Below are 18211 nucleotides of genomic sequence, written 5' to 3'. Positions count from 1 at the left end.
TTGATGAAGGTCGGCATTCCGCGCGAGGTCAAGAACAACGAGTACCGCGTCGCGATCACCCCGTCGGGCGTGCACGAGCTCGTCGTCCACGGCCACGAGGTCTTCGTCGAGAAGGACGCCGGCGTCGGCTCGTCCATCCTCGACGCCGACTACACGGCTGCCGGCGCCACGATCCTGGACACCGCCGACGACGTCTGGGGCACCGGCGACCTGATTCTCAAGGTCAAGGAGCCGATCGAGCCCGAGTACCACCGGATGCGCGAGGGCCAGACCCTCTTCACCTACCTGCACCTCGCGGCCGACAAGCCGCTCACCGAGGAGCTCGTGAAGCGCAAGGTCACCGGCATCGCCTACGAGACCGTCGAGCTCCCTGACCGGTCGCTGCCGCTGCTGGCCCCCATGTCCGAGGTCGCCGGGCGGCTCGCGCCGCAGGTCGGCGCCCACACGCTGATGCGGGCCCAGGGTGGCCGGGGAGTGCTCATGGGAGGCGTGAGCGGGGTGTATGCCGCGAAGGTCGTCGTCATCGGCGCCGGCGTCTCCGGCATGAACGCCGCGGCCATCGCGCTCGGCATGCAGGCCGAGGTGCTCCTGCTCGACCGCGACATCGCCAAGCTCCGCCACGCTGACGCGATCTACCAGGGGCACTGCCAAACGGTGGCCTCCAACACCTACGAGATCGAGCGGGCCATCGAGGACGCCGACCTGGTCATCGGCGCCGTGCTCGTGCCGGGGGCCAAGGCCCCCAAGCTCGTGACCAACGAGCAGGTCTCGCGGATGAAGCCCGGCTCGGTGCTGGTCGACATCTCGATCGACCAGGGCGGCTGCTTCGAGGACTCGCGCCCCACGACGCATGCCGACCCGACCTACCAGGTGCACAACTCGGTGTTCTACTGCGTCGCGAACATGCCCGGCGCCGTGCCGCACACCAGCACCTACGCGCTCACCAACGTGACCCTCCCGTATGCCGTGCAGCTCGCCAACCAGGGCTGGCGCGACGCCCTCTCGGCGAACCGTCCGCTGGCGCTGGGCCTCAACACCCACGACGGCGCCGTCACCTATGCCCCGGTGGCTGAGGCGCACGGGTTCGAGTCGACCGACCTGCAGACCATCCTCGGGAAGGCCTGACACCGGGGCTGTCCCCCGTCCCTGTCACCCGCCCCGACTAGCCTCGAACCGTGCTCTTCGCCGACGTCGTCGCCGCCTCGGCAGCAGCCACCGCCACCCGGTCCCGGCTGGCCAAGACTGCTGCCGTGGCCGACGCGCTGCGTGCGGCCGGGGCCGACGATGCGGCGACGGTCGCGGCATACCTCTCCGGGGTGCTGCCGCAGCGACGCATCGGCGTGAGCTGGCGTGGCCTGTCGACCCTCCCCGCGCCCGCGGCGGAAGCGAGCGTGACCGTCGCCGAGGTCGACGCGGCGCTGGGCGAGATCGCGGTGATCGCCGGCAGCGGCTCCGCAGCCGCCCGCACCGAGGCCGTGACGGCGCTGTTCGCCCGGCTCACGGAGCCGGAGCAGGACTACCTGCGGGCGTTGGTGACCGGTCAGGTGCGGCAGGGCGCGCTCGACGGCGTCATGCTCGCGGCCATCGCGCAGGCGGCCGACGTGCCGGAGGCCGCCGTGCGTCGAGCCACCATGCTGGCCGGGTATGCCGCGCCCGTGGCCGTCGCCGCCCTGACCGGCGGTGTCGCAGCGCTCGACGACATCCACCTCGAGGTCGGCCGGCCGATGCGCCCGATGCTGGCCGCGTCCGCGCCCGACGTCGGGGCGGCCTGGGAGCAGGTCGGTGACACCTCCGAGGGAGTGGTGGTCGACGGCAAGCTCGACGGCATCCGGCTCCAGGCCCACCGGGACGGCGACGACGTGCGCCTGTTCACCCGGTCGCTCGACGACATCACCGACCGGCTGCCCGAGGTCGTCGAGGCGGTCCTGGCGCTGCCGGTCACCACGCTCGTCGTCGACGGTGAGGCCATCGCCCTCGACGAGACCGGCCGCCCGCTGCCGTTCCAGCAGACCGCTTCTCGCACCATGAGCAGCACCGGTGTCGACGAGCTCCGGGCCGCCGTGCCGGTGACCCCCTACTTCTTCGACCTGCTGCATGTCGACGGCGACGACCTGCTCGAGCTCCCCGCGTCCGAGCGCTTCGGACGGCTCGCCGCGCTGGTCCCGCAGGCCAGCCTGGTGCCGCGCATCACCGCGGCCAGCCCGGCTGAGGCGACGGCGTTCTTCGACCAGCTCGTCCGCGACGGTCACGAGGGTGTCGTGGTCAAGTCGCCGAGCGCCCCCTACGCCGCCGGTCGCCGCGGTGCCGGGTGGGTGAAGGTGAAGCCACGGCACACCCTCGACCTGGTCGTGCTGGCGATCGAGTGGGGCAGCGGCCGCCGCAAGGGCTGGCTCTCCAACATCCACCTCGGAGCCCGGGATCCGGAGAGCGGCGGCTTCGTCATGCTCGGCAAGACGTTCAAGGGCATGACCGACGAGATGCTCCAGTGGCAGACCGAGCGCTTCACCGAGCTCGCGACCGACGGCACCGACGGCTACGTCGTGCCGGTGCGGCCGGAGCAGGTCGTGGAGATCGCGTTCGACGGGATCCAGACCTCGTCGCGCTACCCCGGGGGGATGGCCCTGCGGTTCGCCCGGGTGCTGCGCTACCGCGACGACAAGACGGCCGAGGAGGCCGACACCATCGACACGTTGCGCGCGCTGCGCTGAGTGCGAGTCGGAGGGCGGGCGCACGTATCAGGCGCGACCTCACCAGCCTCCTTGAGTCAGGACGTGCCGCGGGGGGCGGCACGGACGAGGGGGACAGAACCATGCGGACACACCACATCACCAGGGGCGACACCGCCCACCACCACCCGCACGTGCTGCGGGTCAACACCGGCACGTGGCGCTGGCAGTGCGACTGCGGGGGCGCCTCGTGCCGCAGCAGCGTCGTGCAGCTGAGCTGGCGCGAGGCCGTCATCGGGGCGCTCAACCACGCCACCTGCCTGGCTGCCTGACCCGGGAGTGCACGGCTCGACGTGCATTACATAGGTTTCCTATGTAATGTGGAAGCCATGACCGATCGCGACGAGCTGGGCAACAGCGTCCTGCGTTCCGCGGCACGGCTGACCCGCTGGGCATCGCGCAACGCGTCGTTCGACGTGCCGATGGCCCAGACCCGGCTGCTGGCCCTGGTCGAGGAGCTCGAGCCGGCCCGCATCAGCGCGCTGGCCACCGCCGACCACACCAGCCAGCCGACGATGAGCCTGCAGGTGCAGCGACTCGAGGCGGAGGGCTGGACCGAGCGCGTACCCGACCCGGCCGACGCCCGCGCCAGCCTGGTCTCCCTCACCGCCGCCGGGAGCGCCGCGCTCGGACGGGCCCGGCGGGCCCGGCTCGAGGCCCTCTCCCCCGTGTTCGGGCAGCTCGACGCCGAGGCCATCGCGCGGCTCGAGGTCGCCGTGGCGGCGCTCGACGACCTGCTGGCCCGGGCCGCCAACACCACCTGAGCCCACTCCCCCAGAGAAAGAAGCTTGCACCCACCATGTGGCGCCAACCCAAGACCGTCTGGTCCGTCGCCTTCGCCTGTGTCATCGCGTTCATGGGCATCGGCCTCGTCGACCCCATCCTCAAGCCGATCGCCGACGACCTCGGCGCCAGCGCGTCCCAGGTCTCGCTGCTCTTCACCAGCTACATGGCGGTGATGGGGGTCGCGATGCTGGTGACCGGCTGGGTGTCCAGCCGCACCGGCGCCAAGCGGACCCTCCTGCTCGGGCTCGTCGTCATCATCATCGGGGCGGGCCTGGCCGGGGCCCAGGACTCGATCGGCGGGATCGTCGCGTTCCGCGCGGTCTGGGGCCTCGGCAACGCGCTGTTCATCGCCACCGCGCTGGCCACCATCGTCAGCGCCGCCCGCGGCTCTGTGGGCCAGGCGATCGTCCTCTACGAGGCGGCCCTCGGCGTCGGCATCGCGACCGGCCCGCTGCTCGGCGGGTGGCTGGGCGGACACTCGTGGCGCTGGCCGTTCTGGGGCGTCTCCGCCCTGATGGCCGTGGCCCTGGTGGCGATCCTGACCACCCTGCCGGCGACGCCGCCGACCGGTCCCCGCAGCAGCATCTCGGCACCGCTCAGGGCGCTCTCGCACCGCGGCCTGCTGACCGTGGGGATCACCGCACTGCTCTACAACTTCGGCTTCTTCACGTTGCTCGCCTTCACGCCCTTCCCGCTCGGCATGGGCGCCCACCAGGTCGGGCTCATCTTCTTCGGCTGGGGACTGCTGCTCGCGTTCACCTCGGTGGTCGTGGCACCACGGCTGCAGCGCCGGTTCGGGACACTGCCCGGCGTGATCGGCGCCCTGGTCGGGTTCGCCCTCATCCTGGCGGCCATGGCCATCGGCACCGACCACAAGCCGGTGCTGGTCGTCGGGGTGGTCCTCGCGGGTGCCTTCCTCGGCGTCAACAACACGCTGATCACCGAGACCGTCATGAAGGTCTCGCCGGTGGAGCGCGGGGTGGCCTCCGCGGCGTACAGCTTCGTGCGGTTCGGCGGTGGCGCGATCGCCCCGTGGCTGGCCGGCAAGCTCGGCGAACGCTCGGTGCACGTGCCGTTCTGGGTCGGCTCGGGCGCGGTGCTGCTCGGCGTGGCCGTCCTGCTCACCGCACGACGGGAGATCACCGCCGTCGACCGGGAGCACGCCGACGAGACGGTCGAGCAGGGGCGGCCGCTCGAGGCCGCGGCGCTCACGGTCGGCGACGCCTGAGTCCGCTGCTTCCCCATAGGCTGGGCGTCGTGCTCGACCAGATCACCGCCACGCGCTACGTCACGCCCCTCAAGGAGGGCGGGTCGCTGCCGGGCATCGTCGAGGCCGACGACCTCGGCACCTACGTGCTGAAGTTCCGTGGCGCCGGCCAGGGCCCGAAGGTGCTCGTCGCCGAGGTGGTCGTCGGCGAGCTGGCCCGCGCGCTGGGGCTGAGCGTGCCCCGCCTCGCCGTCGTCGACCTCCAGGCCCCGATCGCCAAGTACGAGGCGGACGAGGAGGTCCAGGACCTCCTCACGGCCAGCATCGGACCGAACCTCGGGATCGACTTCCTCCCCGGCTCGTTCGGCTACGACGGCTCCCGCCCACCGGCACCCGACACCGCCGCCGACATCCTGTGGCTCGACGCGCTCACGGCCAACGTCGACCGCACCTGGAGCAACCCCAACCTCCTCGTCTGGCACCGCGACCCGTGGCTGATCGACCACGGTGCCGCGCTCTACTTCCACCACGGCTGGCCCAGCCGTGGTGCCGACCCGGAGCGCTTCGCGGCCCAGCCGTTCGACGCCAGCACGCACGTGCTGCGCGACGTCGCCTCCAGCCCGGCCGCCGCCCACGAGCGGCACGCCCCGGCGCTCACCCGGGAGCTCCTGACCGAGGTGGTCGCGGGCGTGCCCGAGGTGTGGCTGGAGCAGGCGCCCGGCCTCGACACGCTCGACGCCGTGCGCGCGGCCTACGTCGACCACCTGGTGGCCCGCGTCGCGCAGCCACAGGCCTGGCTCCCGGGCGAGGCGTCATGACCCGCCACGGCTACCAGTACGTCGTCCTGCGCTGCGTGCCACGCGTGGAGCGCGAGGAGTTCCTCAACGTCGGCGTGGTGCTCTACAGCCAGTCCGCCGACTTCCTCGAGGCCGCCTACCGCGTCGACGAGGCGCGCCTGCACGCCTTCGCCCCCCACGTCAGCGTCGAGGACGTGGACCAGGCCCTCGAGACGATCTGCCAGGTATGCCGTGGGGTCACCGGCGGCGGGCTGCCCACCCTCGGCGGGCTGGGCCGCCGGTTCGGCTGGCTCAGCGCCCCGCGGAGCACCGTCGTGCAGCCCGGGCCGGTGCACGGCGGCCTCACCGAGGACCCGGCCGCAGAGCTGGCCGAGCTGCTGCGGCGACTCGTCGACCAGGCCCAGCCGTCCTGACCTAGCGCTTCGGGCGCAGCGCCCAGGCGGCCACGGCGCCCGCCGCGGCGACGTTGAGGGAGTCCACTCCCCCGGCCATCGGGATGGTGACAGTCAGGTCGGCTGCCTCGAGCGTGTGGTGCGACAGCCCGTCGCCCTCCGTGCCGAGCACGAGGGCCAGCCGCTCCGGTGGGTCAGCAGCCAGCTGGTCGAGGCTCACCGCGTCGTCGGCGAGGGCCAGGGTCGCCACCGTGAACCCGGCGGCCTGCAGCTCGGTGATGCCACCCGGCCACGGGTCGATCCGGGTCCACGGGACCTGGAACACGGTGCCCATGGAGACCCGGATCGCCCTGCGGTACAACGGGTCTGCGCACCGCGGAGTCACGAGCACCGCGTCCACGCCGAGCGCTGCAGCCGAGCGGAACACGGCGCCGACGTTGGTGTGGTCGACGATGTCCTCGAGCACCAGCACCCGACGGGCGCCGGCCACCAGCTCCCCGACGCCGGGCAGCTCGGGCCGTTGCATCGAGGCCAGCGCGCCCCGGTGCAGGTGGAATCCGGTGAGCTGCTCGATGACGTCGTGCTCGCCCACGAAGACCGGCACACCGTCGGCCTCGGCCTCGGCCACGAGGTCGGCGAGGTCGGTCAGCCAGCGCTCCGCCATCAGGTAGCTGCGCGGTCGGTGCCCGGCTCGCAGCGCCCGGCGGATGACCTTCTCCGACTCGGCGATGTAGAGGCCGCGCTCCGGCTCGGTCCGGCGGCGCAGCGCGACGTCGGTGAGCGAGACGTAGTCGGCCAGCCGGGGGTCGGCAGGGTCGGTGATGGCGAGGGGCACGGCGAGCAGGCTAGGCCACCGCCGATTTCCGCGAAAAGCCTGCTGACGGCTGGGCCATCGGTCTACCGTTTGCGCAGCACAGCTGCGCCCGATGCAGGGTCGGTGACCGCGGTTGGGACGAGGGGGCTCGCGATGAGTGGACGTGGAATCTGGGCGCGGCTGGTGACCGGTGCGGTCGTGGTCGCGCCCCTCGCCGTGGTGGCCACCACGGCACCGGCCCTGGCCGCCGCGGAGAGCGAGACGTACCTGTCGTACGTCAGCGCCCCCGGCGACTACATCGGGCAGGGTCGGAGCGGCACCCTCGTCGCGCCCACGCAGTTCCGGATCAGCGGCACCGCTGGCTCGGTCACGGTCTCGGCCGACACCGGGTCGGAGTGGTGGGACGTCACGCTCGCCGCCCCCAAGGGCCAGCAGCTGACGACCGGGTCCTACGAGAACGCCACCCGCGCGCCGTTCAACAGCACGTCCGGCGGCCTCTCGGTCACGTCGACGGGGCGTGGCTGCAACCAGGTCAATGGTCGCTTCACGATCTTCGCCATCAGTGCGGACACCGCCGGGCGCATCACCTCCCTCGACGCGACGCTGACCCAGGTCTGCGACAACAGCACCGGAAGCCTGTCCGCCACCGTCAAGTACGCGGCGCCCTACGTCATCACCCCGGTGCTCACGTCCTCCAACCCCAGCGTCGTGGCCGACCAACCGGTCACGCTGACCGCGAGGACCTCGCCCGGCACGGCCGGGGGTGTCGTCTTCTACGACGCCACGACCCCCATCGGCCAGGGCTCCTTCGACACCAACGGCACCGCACGACTCACGACGTCCCGGCTCACCCCGGGCACGCACTCGCTCTACGCGAAGGTCGGGACCCTCACCTCCGCCCGGCTGGTCCAGGAGGTCGCCGTCCCGGCCACCTCGCTGTGGTTCGGGAGCCTGGCCGGGGACTACATCGGGCAGGGGGCGTCGGCCAGCTACGTGCCGCCGACAGCCGCCATCACCGCACGAGGCACCGCCGGGTACGCCACCGTCTCGGTGGACTCGCCCGGCACCGACCAGTGGTGGACCCTCGACGTCGCGGCGCCCCCGGGCCAGACCTTGCAGGTCGGTTCCTACACCGGCGCGGTGCGGGCCCCGTTCCGTGGGGCAGGTCAGCCCGGACTGGACTTCTCGGGCACGGGGCGTGGCTGCAACACCCTCACCGGCGACTTCACCGTGAACAGCATCGCGACCGACCCCACCGGGGCGATCACCAGCCTCGACGTGACGTTCCGGCAGTTCTGCGACAACGCCGTCGCCGCGATCTCCGGGCGGGCGCGGTACAACACCGTCGCGGCTGACCCGCGGGTGGCCTCCACGACCACCGTGACCGGTGGCGCGACCAGTGACGGCGGGGTCGCCCTCACCGCCACCGTGCAGGGCGGGACCGCGGTCCCGACCGGCCAGGTGACCTTCCGCGAGGGGTCGACGACGCTCGGGACGGTAGCCCTCGACGGCAGCGGCAAGGCCTACCTCCTCGTCCCCGGGCTACCTCGCGGCAGTCACACCCTCACCGGCGACTACGTCGGGAGCGCGACGCTCCTGCCGAGCAGCGGGGCGACGACAGTCGTCGTCCCGGGCGTCGCCACCACGACTTCGACCTCCGTCGCCAAGACCGGGAAGACCGGCAAGCCCCTGCCCGTGGCGGTCGCGGTGACCGCAGCCTCCGGCCCCCGCCCCACGGGCTCCGTGCAGCTCTACGACGGCGCCGAGCCGGTCGGGACCGCCGCCACCCTCACCGACGGCAGGGCCACGATCGCCTGGACACCGGTCGCCAGGGGCAACCACAGCCTGACGGTGCGCTACCTCGGGAGCTCCACGCATGCCGAGTCGGTGTCGGCGGTCACGGTGGTCAAGGTCACCTGACCGCAGCGTGGGCGTCGGCAGCCCTCAGCTGAACCACACGATCTTGATGATCCCGACCACCCCGATGACGACGATGAACCCGCGCAACACCACCGGTGGCAGTCGGCGGCCGACGGTCGAGCCGACCACCCCGCCGAGCAGCGACCCGACCGCGATGAGCAGGACGACCAGCCAGTCGATCAGCTCGTGGGCGACGACGACGAAGACGAGCGCTGCCACGGTGTTGACGACCAGGGCGAGCACGTTCTTGTAGCCGTTGAGGCGTTGCAGCGGCTCACTGCTGAGGACGCTGAGGACGCCCATGAGGATGACGCCCTGCGCGGCTCCGAAGTACCCGCCGTACACACCGGCCACGAACACGGCCGCCATGAGCAGGACCGTCGTGGCGCCACCGCGGTGAACCGGGTGGACCTCGTCCTCGCCCTCGCGCCGCGCGGCCGCTCGACGCTGGATCGCCGGACCGAGGACCACGAGCAGCACCCCGATCGCGATCAGCACGGGGACGATGGCCGCGAAGGCCGAGGCCGGCAGCACGCGCAGCAGGACGGCGCCGGTGATGCCACCAGCGAGGGACATCGGGACGAGTCGCCGGATGGCCGGGCCTGCGCCCCCGAGCTCGTGGCGGTACCCCCACGACCCGGTCACGCCGCCGCCGACCAGTCCGATGTTGTTCGAGATGTTGGCCGTGAGCGGCGGGTAGCCGAAGAACAACAGCGTGGGGAAGGTGATCAGGGTGCCCGAGCCGACCACGGTGTTGATGGTCCCCGCCGCGAGCCCCGCGAGGAAGATCCCGAGGGCTTCGAAGACGGACATCACGTCACCCTAGCGACGCCTCTCCCCCGCCCGGACACAGGTGTGCCGCCCGCGCACCTGCGCGGGCGGCATACCGAGGTGGGGTAGAGGTCAGGCCGGCGGCGGCTTGGGGTCCTCGTCGGTCTCCACGGGCGGGACCGCCGGCGGGGTCGGCGGCTCGAAGTCGGGCACCGCGTCGGCCGGCGGCTGCACCGGCGGCTGGACGCGCCGGACCGGGGCCGCGTGCTCGGTGGCCTCCTGGCTGGCCTTGCCGGCCAGCCCGCGGGCCTCGGCGAGGGCCTGCATCGGGTCCTCGAGCACCGTCTCGTCGAAGGCGTCGGCGAGCTGGCCGGGGTCGACCCACTCCTCGTCGCCCCCGTCGTCGGGGCCGTGCGGCTTGTCCGAGGCGCCGAGTGCTCCACCGATGCCGCGAAGGGCGTCGGTCAGCTCGCTGGGGATGATCCACATCTTGTTGGAGTCACCGCGCGCGATCTGCGGGAGCACCTGGAGGTACTGGTAGGCCAGCAGCTTCTGGGTGGGCTTGCCGCGGTGGATGGCGTCGAAGACCTGCTGGATCGCGCGGGCCTGGCCCTGGGCCTCGAGGATGCGGGCCTGGGCGGAACCCTCGGCGCGCAGGATCTGGCTCTGCTTCTCACCCTCGGCGGTGAGGATCGCGGACTGCTTGGTGCCCTCGGCGTAGAGGATCTGGGCACGGCGCTCGCGCTCGGCCTTCATCTGCTTCTCCATCGACTCCTGCACGGAGTGCGGCGGGTCGATGGCCTTGAGCTCGACGCGGTTCACGCGGATGCCCCACTTGCCGGTGGCCTCGTCGAGGACCCCCCGGAGCTGGGCGTTGATCTGGTCGCGGCTGGTCAGCGTCTGCTCGAGGTCGAGCGAGCCGATGACGTTGCGCAAGGTGGTGACCGTGAGCTGCTCGATGCCCTGGATGAAGTTGGCGATCTCGTACACGGCCGACTTGGCGTCGATGACCGAGTAGTAGATGACCGTGTCGATGTTGACCACCAGGTTGTCGCTGGTGATCACGGGCTGGGGCGGGAAGGACACGACCTGCTCCCGCAGGTCGACGTTCGCGCGCACCTTGTCGACGAAGGGCACCAGGAAGTGGATGCCTCCCTCGAGGGTGCGCGCGTAGCGTCCCAGCCGCTCGATGATCAGGGCAGTCTGCTGGGGCACGATGCGGACCGTGCGGAAGAGCACGATCAGCGCAAAGGCGACCAGGATCAGCAGGACGATGAAGCCTGCTCCGATGCCGTCCACGTCTACTCCGTTTTCTGACCCGCCGTGACGCCGGTGACGATCACGGTGGCCCCCTCGATTGATACAACCCGGACCTCTTGGCCGGGCTGGCATGTGGCATCCCCCTGCGGGGTGCGGGCGGACCAGGTCTCGCCGCCCACCTTCACGCGACCGTCGGTCGCGGTGACGGCTTGCAGCACGCGGCCGCTGCGGCCCACGAGCCCGTGGGCTCCGATGCCGTGGCTCGCCTCGGCCACCATGAACTTGCGGGTGATGACCGGCCGCACCAGGAGGAGCAGCAGACCGGCCACGACGACGGCGACCACGACCTGGGCCGGGAAGGGCACCCCGACCGCGGAGGCCGCGGCGCCGGCCGCGGCACCGCCGGCCAGCATGAGGAACACGAAGTCGACGGTGGCAGCCTCGATGGCCGCCAGGATCAGTGCCAGACCGAGCCATGCCAGCCACGGGTTGTCCGCGAACCAGTCCATGACACCCCTCCCTCTCAGCAGTTCCACCACTCAGTGGTCCAGCAACTCTAGGACGAAGGAGGGGCCTCTGACGTTCCTTCGGCGACCTTCAGTCGGGCCGTCCACCGGTCGCCGCGGCGCTCCAGCTCGAGCGGCATCCCGAAGGTCTCGGAGAGGTTCGCCTCCGTGAGGGTGATCTCGAGCGGCCCCTGGGCCACGATGCGCCCGTCGCGCAGCAGCAGGACGTCGGTGAAGTGGGGCGGGATCTCCTCGACGTGGTGGGTGACGAGGATCAGTGCGGGTGCCTCGACGTCTGCGGCCAGCACACCCAGCCGGCGCACGAGGTCCTCGCGCCCACCGAGGTCGAGGCCCGCGGCGGGCTCGTCGAGCAGCATCAGCTCGGGGTCGGTCATCAGCGCCCGGGCGATCTGGACCCGCTTGCGCTCCCCTTCGGACAGGGTGCCGTAGGTGCGGTCGGCCAGGTGGTCCGCCCCGAGCGCGGCGAGCAGCTCGGAGGCTCGGGCGTGGTCGAACGTCTCGTAGCTCTCGCGCCAGCGACCGACGACTCCGTAGGAGGCGGTCACCACGACGTTGTGGACCACCTCGTCGAACGGGATGCGCTCGGCCAGGGCGGCCGAGGCGAGCCCGATCCGCGGCCGGAGCTCGAAGACGTCGACCGCTCCCAGCACCTCGCCCAGCACGCCGGCCACGCCACGCGTGGGGTGCATCCGTCCGGCAGCCAGCTGGAGCAGCGTCGTCTTGCCGGCGCCGTTCGGGCCGAGGATGACCCAGCGCTGTCCCTCCTCGACCTCCCAGGAGACGTCGTCGAGCAGGGTCGCCTGACCCCGGACGACAGTCACTCCTGCGAACTCAAGGACGTCACTCATGTCACGGGACCCTATCGGCTTAGCATGACGGGATGCCCGAACTCCCTGCGTCCGTGCGGCTTTCGCTGTGGACCACCCACGCCTGGGCGACAGGGACCCCACTCGAGGACGCCCTCGCCCGCGCCCTGCCCGACATCGACCACGTGGCCGGCGACCTCGACCGCCTCGCGCTGTGGCACGACCTCGGGGAACAGGCCCTCCTCGTGGCGCTCCCGGCGCCGGGCGACCTGGTCGGCCTCCCGGGCGCGTCGGTCGAGGCCCAGGGTGCCGCGGCCGTGGGGGGCGAGTGCGTGTTCGTCCCCGGCCTCGGCGGGATGCTCGTGCCCACGATCTCGACGTACGGTGCCGGTCCCGAGGGCGGGCTGGACGTCGGCACCCGGGTGGACTGGACGGCATACGACGCGCAACCGGTGCCCCGGCACCGCGTGGAGGCGCTGGAGCCGTCACAGCTCGAACGACACCTGCGTGACGAGATCCGCACCGCCACCGAGGCCATCGACGCGGTGGGCGGGCAGCCGTTCGGCGCCACCGCTGCCCGCGAGCTCGCCGATGCCGCCATCGGTGGTCGCTGGGGGCTGCCGACTGGACTGCCGGCCCGCGCCGCTCGCGTCATCGCCCTGGCCGGCACGATCGACACCGTCGTCGACGTGGCCCTGGCGGCGGGCGACGGCGCCCTCACGGCGGCGGAGGCGGGCGCCCGGCACCGCCTGCTGCTGCGCCTCCAGCGGGCCTCGGAGCGCGCGCTGGCCGATGCCACGAACGCGGCCTGCGCGGTGCTGGCGGGCTGGCGACCGGGCTGAACCCGCGCGCCGCGGATTAGGCTTGGACACCATGGCGGACCCCGCAATCATCCTGGTGTCGGAACACCACGCCGACACGCTGCTCGAGGAGTTCCAGAGCAGGTACGCGCGCGACTACGACCTGCGCACGGCCGGCTCCTGCACGGAGGCCGAGTCGATCGCCCGCGAGATCTGTGACGGCGGCGACCACGTCGCCCTCTTCGTCACCGACTCACGGCTGCCCGACGTCGAGAGCGTCCACTACGCGTTCCACCGCTGGCGCCTGGTCGTCGCGACCGCGCGCCGGGTCGTGGCGGCCCCCTGGGACTACTTCCTCGCCGACGCGCCCGACCTGCGGGTCGGCATGGCCAAGGGCAAGTTCGACGCCTACCTCCTCATGCCGCGTGGGCGGCGGGACGAGGAGTTCCACAACGCCATCACCGACCTGCTGTCGGAGTGGACCTCCACGATCCCCCAGCCCGAGGTCGTCGTCGCGAAGGTCATCTCGCCGACCCATGACGCGCTCACGATGGCGATCCGCGACTTCCTCGACCGGATGGGCATGCAGAACCGGCTCTGGCACCCCGACACCCCGGAGCTGCAGGACTACCTCGCGGGGATCCGCGAGCAGCTCGGGGTCGACGAGCTCCGCTGGCCGCTGGTCGTGGCAGCCAACCGGGTGCCCGTCCAGGCGACCAGCGTCCGCGACGTCGCGATCGCGATCAACGGCGCCCCGCGCAACTTCGAGCTCGACGGTGTCGTCGACCTCGCGGTCGTGGGTGGCGGACCCGCCGGACTCGCCGCGGCCGTCTACGGCGCGTCCGAGGGCCTCTCCGTGGTCGTGCTGGAGGCCGAGGCGATCGGCGGCCAGGCCGGCACGAGCTCCATGATCCGCAACTACCTCGGCTTCCCCCGGGGCATCTCGGGCATGCGGCTGGCCCAGCGTGCGCGCAACCAGGCGCTGCGCTTCGGGACCGACTTCCTCACCGGGTGGGAGGTCACCGCGCTCGAGCCGGGCACCGACCAGACCCCACACCTGCTGCGCACGGACGGCGGCGAGGTACGGGCCAGGACCGTGCTGATCTCCAGTGGCGTGGCCTACCGCAAGCTCGGGGTGCCCCCGCTCGAGGCCCTCGTCGGGGCCGGCGTCAACTACGGCGCCGCCATGACCGCAGCCCGCGAGATGGAGGGGTACGACGTCGTGGTGGTCGGGGGCGGCAACTCCGCCGGCCAGGCCGCGCTGCACCTGGCGCGGTTCGCGAGCTCGGTGACGATCGTGGTCCGCCGCGGCGGGCTCGAGGAGACCATGTCGCAGTACCTGATCGACGAGATCGGCTACAACGAGCGCATCTCCGTGCTGCCCTGTACCAGGGTGGTCGACGGTGGCGGCGAGGGTCAGCTCGAGTGGGTGTGCCTCGAGGACACCACCACGGGTCGGCGCACGACGAAGCAGGCGCGGGGACTGTTCCTGCTGCTCGGCGCCGCGCCCCGGTGCGACTGGCTGCCACCCCAGCTGGCCCGGGACAAGCACAGCTTCGTGCTCACCGGACGCGACGTGCCGCGTGACCAGTGGACCGACGACGTGCCACCGGCCAACCTGGCCACGACGGTGCCCGGCATCTTCGCCGCCGGCGACATCAGGGCAGGGTCGATGAAGCGGGTCGCTGCCGCCAGCGGGGAGGGCGCCTCGGTGGTGCCCCTCGTGCACGCCTACCTCGCGCCCGCGACCGAGGACGAGCTGGCCTCGGCGCCGGTGTCGTAGCCGGGTCGAGGGTCGGCTCAGCCGAGCACGTCGCGGTAGACCTGGATGGTGCGGTCGCCGATGGTGGCCCACGAGAACGCGTCGACCGCGCGGGTGCGCCCGGCCAGCCCCATGGCGCTGGCGCGCGCCGGGTCACTGACCGCGTCGTTGAGCGCGTGCGCCAGGTCGGCGACGAACCGGTCGGCGTCGAGGGGTATGCCGCTGCCGTCCTGCTTCTGCTCGATCGGCACCAACCAGCCGGTCTCGCCGTCCACGACGACCTCGGGGATGCCGCCGGTGGCCGTGGCGACGACAGCCAGCTCGCAGGCCATCGCCTCGAGGTTGACGATGCCCAGGGGCTCGTAGATCGAGGGGCAGGCGAAGACGGTCGCGGCCGATAGCAGGGCGACCACCTCGGCGCGCGGCAGCATCTCGGGGATCCACACGACGCCCTTGCGGGTGGCGCGCAGCTCCTCCATGAGACCCTGCACCTCGGCCATGATCTCGGGGGTGTCCGGCGAGCCGGCGCACAGGACGAGCTGCACGTCGGGCGGCAGCTGCGCGGCAGCCCGCAGGAGATAGGGAAGCCCCTTCTGGCGGGTGATCCGACCGACGAAGATGACGGACTTGCCGTCCGGGTCGACCCCGTGCCGCCGGACGGTGTCGTCGTCGCGGTGCCGCTGCCACAGCTGCGAGTCGATGCCGTTGTGGACGACCTTCACCCGCTCGGGGTCGATCGAGGGGTAGCTGCGGAGGACGTCCTGGCGCATGCCCTCGCTCACCGCGATGACCGCGGCGGCGGCCTCGTAGGCGGTGCGCTCGACGAACGACGAGACCCGGTAGCCGCCGCCGAGCTGTTCGGCCTTCCAGGGCCGCATCGGTTCCAGGCTGTGGGCGCTCACCACGTGCGGCATGCCGCCGAGCAGCGACCCGACGTGCCCGGCGAAGTTGGCGTACCAGGTGTGGGAGTGGACCAGGTCGGCCCCGACGCAGTCGCCCGCCATCGCCAGGTCGACCCCCATCGTGCGGATCGCGGCGTTCGCGCCCGCGAGGTCCGGCAGGTCGGCATACCCGGTCGTCCCCTCCTCGACCACGGGCACGCCGAACGCGCGCACCCGCGCATCGACATCGCCCCTGTCGCGCAACGCGCGGACGAGCTCGGCGACGTGGACCCCCGCTCCGCCGTAGATGTTGGGCGGGTACTCCTTGGTCAGGATGTCGACTCTCACGCTCGCGAGCGTAGCCGCGTCGGCTCATCTGCGGACAGGGGTCGCCGCGCGGCGTCACAGTCCCTAGGGTCGACCCATGGCGTACAAGTCTGGTGGACCCAAGGTGCTGGCCATCGTCCTCGCGGGTGGGGAGGGGAAGCGGCTGATGCCGCTGACCGCCGACCGAGCCAAACCAGCGGTGCCGTTCGGGGGGATCTACCGGCTGATCGACTTCGCGCTGAGCAACATCGTGAACAGCGGCTACCTCAAGGTGGTCGTCCTCACCCAGTACAAGTCGCACAGCCTCGACCGCCACGTCACCAAGACCTGGCGGATGTCGACGATGCTCGGCAACTACGTGGCCCCGGTCCCGGCGCAGCAGCGCATCGACAAGAACTGGTACCTCGGCTCGGCGAACGCGATCTTCCAGAGCCTCAACCTGATCCACGACGAGAAGCCCGACATCGTCGTGGTGGTCGGCGCCGACCACGTCTACCGGATGGACTTCTCGCAGATGGTCGCCCAGCACATCGAGACCAAGGCAGGCGTGACGGTCGCGGCCATCCGCCAACCGATCTCGCTGGCCGACCAGTTCGGGGTGATCGAGGTCGACGACGGCGACCACCGCAAGATCGGGGCGTTCAAGGAGAAGCCCAAGGACGCCAAGGGCCTGCCCGACTCCCCCGACGAGGTGCTCGCGTCCATGGGCAACTACGTCTTCGACGCGGACGTGCTGATCGACGCCGTGACCCGCGACAACGACCGCGAGGGCAGCAAGCACGACATGGGCGGCGACATCGTCCCCGACTTCGTGGACAACGGTGCCGGCTACGTCTACGACTTCAAGGACAACGTCATCCCGGGCGCGACGCCCCGTGACCAGGCCTACTGGCGCGATGTCGGGACGATGGACTCCTACTGGGAGGCGCACATGGACCTCGTGTCCATCCACCCGGTCTTCAACCTCTACAACTACGACTGGCCGATCTACACCGACTACGGGCCGCTCGCGCCCGCGAAGCTCGTCCACGGTGCGGCCGGCAAGTTCGGCGAGGCGCACAACTCGGCGGTCTCCCCCGGTGTCGTCATCTCCGGCGCGACGGTCACCAACTCGGTGCTCTCCCCGCGGTGCCACATCCACAGCGGCACGACGATCGACGACAGCGTGCTGCTCGACGGCGTCGAGGTCGGACGGGGCTGCGTCATCAAGCGGGCCATCATCGACAAGGGGGTGCAGGTTCCCGAGGACACCACGATCGGCGTCGACCACGACCACGACCGCGCCCGCGGGTTCATGGTGACCGAGTCGGGCCTGACCGTCATCGCCAAGTTCCAGGAGGTCACTGCGTGACGGGCGACCGGCCGATCCGGATCGGGGTCCAGCTCCAGCCGCAGCACGCCGAGTACGCCGCGATCCGTCGCGCCGCGGCCGAGGCGGAGGAGATCGGTGTCGACATCGTCTTCAACTGGGACCACTTCTACCCGCTCTACGGCCAGCCCGACGGGGCGCACTTCGAATGCTGGACGATGCTCGGCGCCTGGGCCGAGGCCACTTCGCGCGTCGAGATCGGCGCGCTGGTCACGTGCAACAGCTACCGCAACCCGCAGCTGCTGGCCGACATGGCACGGACCGTCGACCACATCAGTGGTGGCCGGCTCATCCTCGGCATCGGGTCGGGCTGGTTCGAGCGCGACTACGACGAGTACGGCTACGAGTTCGGCACAGCGGGCGGGCGGCTGGACAACCTCGCCCGCGACCTGCCGCTCATCAAGCAGCGCTGGGCCAAGCTCAATCCCCCGCCGACCCGCGACATCCCCGTCCTCATCGGCGGCGGCGGCGAACGCAAGACGCTCAGGATCGTGGCCGAGCACGCCACCATCTGGCACGGTTTCGGCAGCGCGGAGACCATCGCTCACAAGCACGCCGTCCTCGACGAGTGGTGCGCGAAGCTGGGGCGCGACCCGGCCGAGATCGAGCGCTCCTCGGGCGTCTCCCCCAAGCCCGGCCGCCTCCCCGAGAACGTCAGGGACTACGTGGCCGGCGCCGAGGCCTTGTATGCCGTGGGCACGCGACTCTTCACCGTCGGTATCGGGGGCCCCAGGTACGACCTCGGACCGATCCGCGACCTGGTCGCCTGGCGAGACGCCCGCCAGGCGACCTGACCCTCATCGAGTCGCGCTGCTTCGCTCAGGTCGCGCAGGCGTGGTGACCACGACGATCGTGGTGGTCACCAACCCCAGAAGGCCGACTGCCAGGCTGACATTGCGGCCGATCGGGCCGGGGCCGGCGGTTGCCCCGCGAGCGTTGACGAAGGTGTGAAGGGCCGACTGTGTGATGTAAGCGGGAACGGCCACTCTGGAAATCAACCCTAGGAGGCCTCGCTGACGGCCAAGTACGGTCACGGCCCCCAGGGCCGCCGACGCCAGGCACGCCA

At 71.6% G+C, this 18211-nt stretch carries 18 protein-coding genes; 12 read left to right on the top strand and 6 right to left on the bottom strand.

Annotation, left to right across the window (positions count from 1 at the left end; translation table 11 throughout):
* Positions 1–3: 3 nt before the first annotated feature.
* From ald to ASG95_RS10695, 7 genes are all read left to right on the top strand, one after another.
* Complete coding sequence (gene ald / locus ASG95_RS10725) at positions 4–1125, top strand: alanine dehydrogenase (protein ID WP_056921046.1); 1122 nt, start codon at positions 4–6, stop codon at positions 1123–1125.
* Positions 1126–1175: 50 nt separating this feature from the next.
* Complete coding sequence (locus tag ASG95_RS10720) at positions 1176–2708, top strand: ATP-dependent DNA ligase (protein ID WP_057377444.1); 1533 nt, start codon at positions 1176–1178, stop codon at positions 2706–2708.
* A gap of 101 nt (positions 2709–2809) precedes the next feature.
* Positions 2810–2998: a hypothetical protein gene (locus ASG95_RS10715; protein WP_056921048.1), complete on the top strand. Its 189-nt coding sequence runs from the start codon at positions 2810–2812 to the stop codon at positions 2996–2998.
* 57 nt (positions 2999–3055) lie between these two features.
* On the top strand, positions 3056–3490 hold the full coding sequence (locus tag ASG95_RS10710) for a MarR family winged helix-turn-helix transcriptional regulator (RefSeq protein ID WP_057377443.1): 435 nt from the start codon (positions 3056–3058) through the stop codon (positions 3488–3490).
* Between the two features lie 35 nt (positions 3491–3525).
* Complete coding sequence (locus ASG95_RS10705; protein ID WP_057377442.1) at positions 3526–4740, top strand: MFS transporter; 1215 nt, start codon at positions 3526–3528, stop codon at positions 4738–4740.
* Between the two features lie 29 nt (positions 4741–4769).
* Positions 4770–5537 (top strand): HipA family kinase, encoded by a 768-nt coding sequence (locus tag ASG95_RS10700; protein WP_057377441.1) that lies wholly within the window; start codon positions 4770–4772, stop codon positions 5535–5537.
* The gene (locus ASG95_RS10695; protein ID WP_056921052.1) at positions 5534–5929 is read left to right on the top strand and encodes a DUF3037 domain-containing protein; all 396 of its coding nucleotides are present in this window, start codon (positions 5534–5536) and stop codon (positions 5927–5929) included. The genes ASG95_RS10700 and ASG95_RS10695 overlap by 4 nt, the downstream gene beginning before the upstream one ends.
* 1 nt (position 5930) lies before the next feature.
* Here ASG95_RS10695 and ASG95_RS10690 read toward each other — a convergent pair whose 3' ends face one another.
* The gene (locus tag ASG95_RS10690; protein ID WP_056921053.1) at positions 5931–6743 is read right to left on the bottom strand and encodes an RNA methyltransferase; all 813 of its coding nucleotides are present in this window, start codon (positions 6741–6743) and stop codon (positions 5931–5933) included.
* A gap of 132 nt (positions 6744–6875) precedes the next feature.
* On the opposite strand from ASG95_RS10690, the gene ASG95_RS10685 reads away from it, so the two are divergent.
* A complete protein-coding gene (locus ASG95_RS10685) occupies positions 6876–8642 on the top strand; it encodes an Ig-like domain-containing protein (RefSeq protein WP_157581956.1) in 1767 nt (588 codons plus the stop codon).
* A 24-nt stretch (positions 8643–8666) separates the two neighbouring features.
* Here ASG95_RS10685 and ASG95_RS10680 read toward each other — a convergent pair whose 3' ends face one another.
* From ASG95_RS10680 to ASG95_RS10665, 4 genes are all read right to left on the bottom strand, one after another.
* A complete protein-coding gene (locus ASG95_RS10680) occupies positions 8667–9455 on the bottom strand; it encodes a sulfite exporter TauE/SafE family protein (protein WP_056921055.1) in 789 nt (262 codons plus the stop codon).
* A gap of 90 nt (positions 9456–9545) precedes the next feature.
* Positions 9546–10703: an SPFH domain-containing protein gene (locus ASG95_RS10675; protein WP_056921249.1), complete on the bottom strand. Its 1158-nt coding sequence runs from the start codon at positions 10701–10703 to the stop codon at positions 9546–9548.
* A gap of 11 nt (positions 10704–10714) precedes the next feature.
* Positions 10715–11182, bottom strand: a complete 468-nt coding sequence (locus tag ASG95_RS10670; protein WP_056921056.1) for an NfeD family protein — start codon at positions 11180–11182, stop codon at positions 10715–10717.
* 47 nt (positions 11183–11229) lie between these two features.
* Positions 11230–12048: an ABC transporter ATP-binding protein gene (locus ASG95_RS10665; protein ID WP_056921057.1), complete on the bottom strand. Its 819-nt coding sequence runs from the start codon at positions 12046–12048 to the stop codon at positions 11230–11232.
* A gap of 32 nt (positions 12049–12080) precedes the next feature.
* On the opposite strand from ASG95_RS10665, the gene ASG95_RS10660 reads away from it, so the two are divergent.
* Both ASG95_RS10660 and ASG95_RS10655 read left to right on the top strand, forming a co-directional pair.
* Positions 12081–12848 (top strand): hypothetical protein, encoded by a 768-nt coding sequence (locus ASG95_RS10660; protein WP_057377439.1) that lies wholly within the window; start codon positions 12081–12083, stop codon positions 12846–12848.
* A 31-nt stretch (positions 12849–12879) separates the two neighbouring features.
* Entirely contained in the window at positions 12880–14589 is a 1710-nt protein-coding gene (locus ASG95_RS10655; protein ID WP_057377438.1) for an FAD-dependent oxidoreductase, read from the top strand.
* Between the two features lie 17 nt (positions 14590–14606).
* Here ASG95_RS10655 and glgA read toward each other — a convergent pair whose 3' ends face one another.
* The gene (gene glgA / locus ASG95_RS10650) at positions 14607–15797 is read right to left on the bottom strand and encodes a glycogen synthase (RefSeq protein ID WP_056921059.1); all 1191 of its coding nucleotides are present in this window, start codon (positions 15795–15797) and stop codon (positions 14607–14609) included.
* A 76-nt stretch (positions 15798–15873) separates the two neighbouring features.
* Between glgA and glgC the strand changes: the two genes are divergently transcribed.
* Complete coding sequence (gene glgC, locus ASG95_RS10645; RefSeq protein ID WP_056921060.1) at positions 15874–17127, top strand: glucose-1-phosphate adenylyltransferase; 1254 nt, start codon at positions 15874–15876, stop codon at positions 17125–17127.
* On the top strand, positions 17124–17939 hold the full coding sequence (locus ASG95_RS10640; protein ID WP_057377437.1) for an LLM class F420-dependent oxidoreductase: 816 nt from the start codon (positions 17124–17126) through the stop codon (positions 17937–17939). Before glgC ends, ASG95_RS10640 begins: the two co-directional genes overlap by 4 nt.
* Positions 17940–18211: the final 272 nt, after the last annotated feature.

This window comes from Phycicoccus sp. Soil803 (genome assembly GCF_001429685.1).
In the GTDB taxonomy this organism is placed as follows: Bacteria; Actinomycetota; Actinomycetes; order Actinomycetales; family Dermatophilaceae; genus Pedococcus.
Note: the sequence above shows the minus strand (reverse complement) of the source record. Positions and strands in the feature narration are given on the sequence as shown.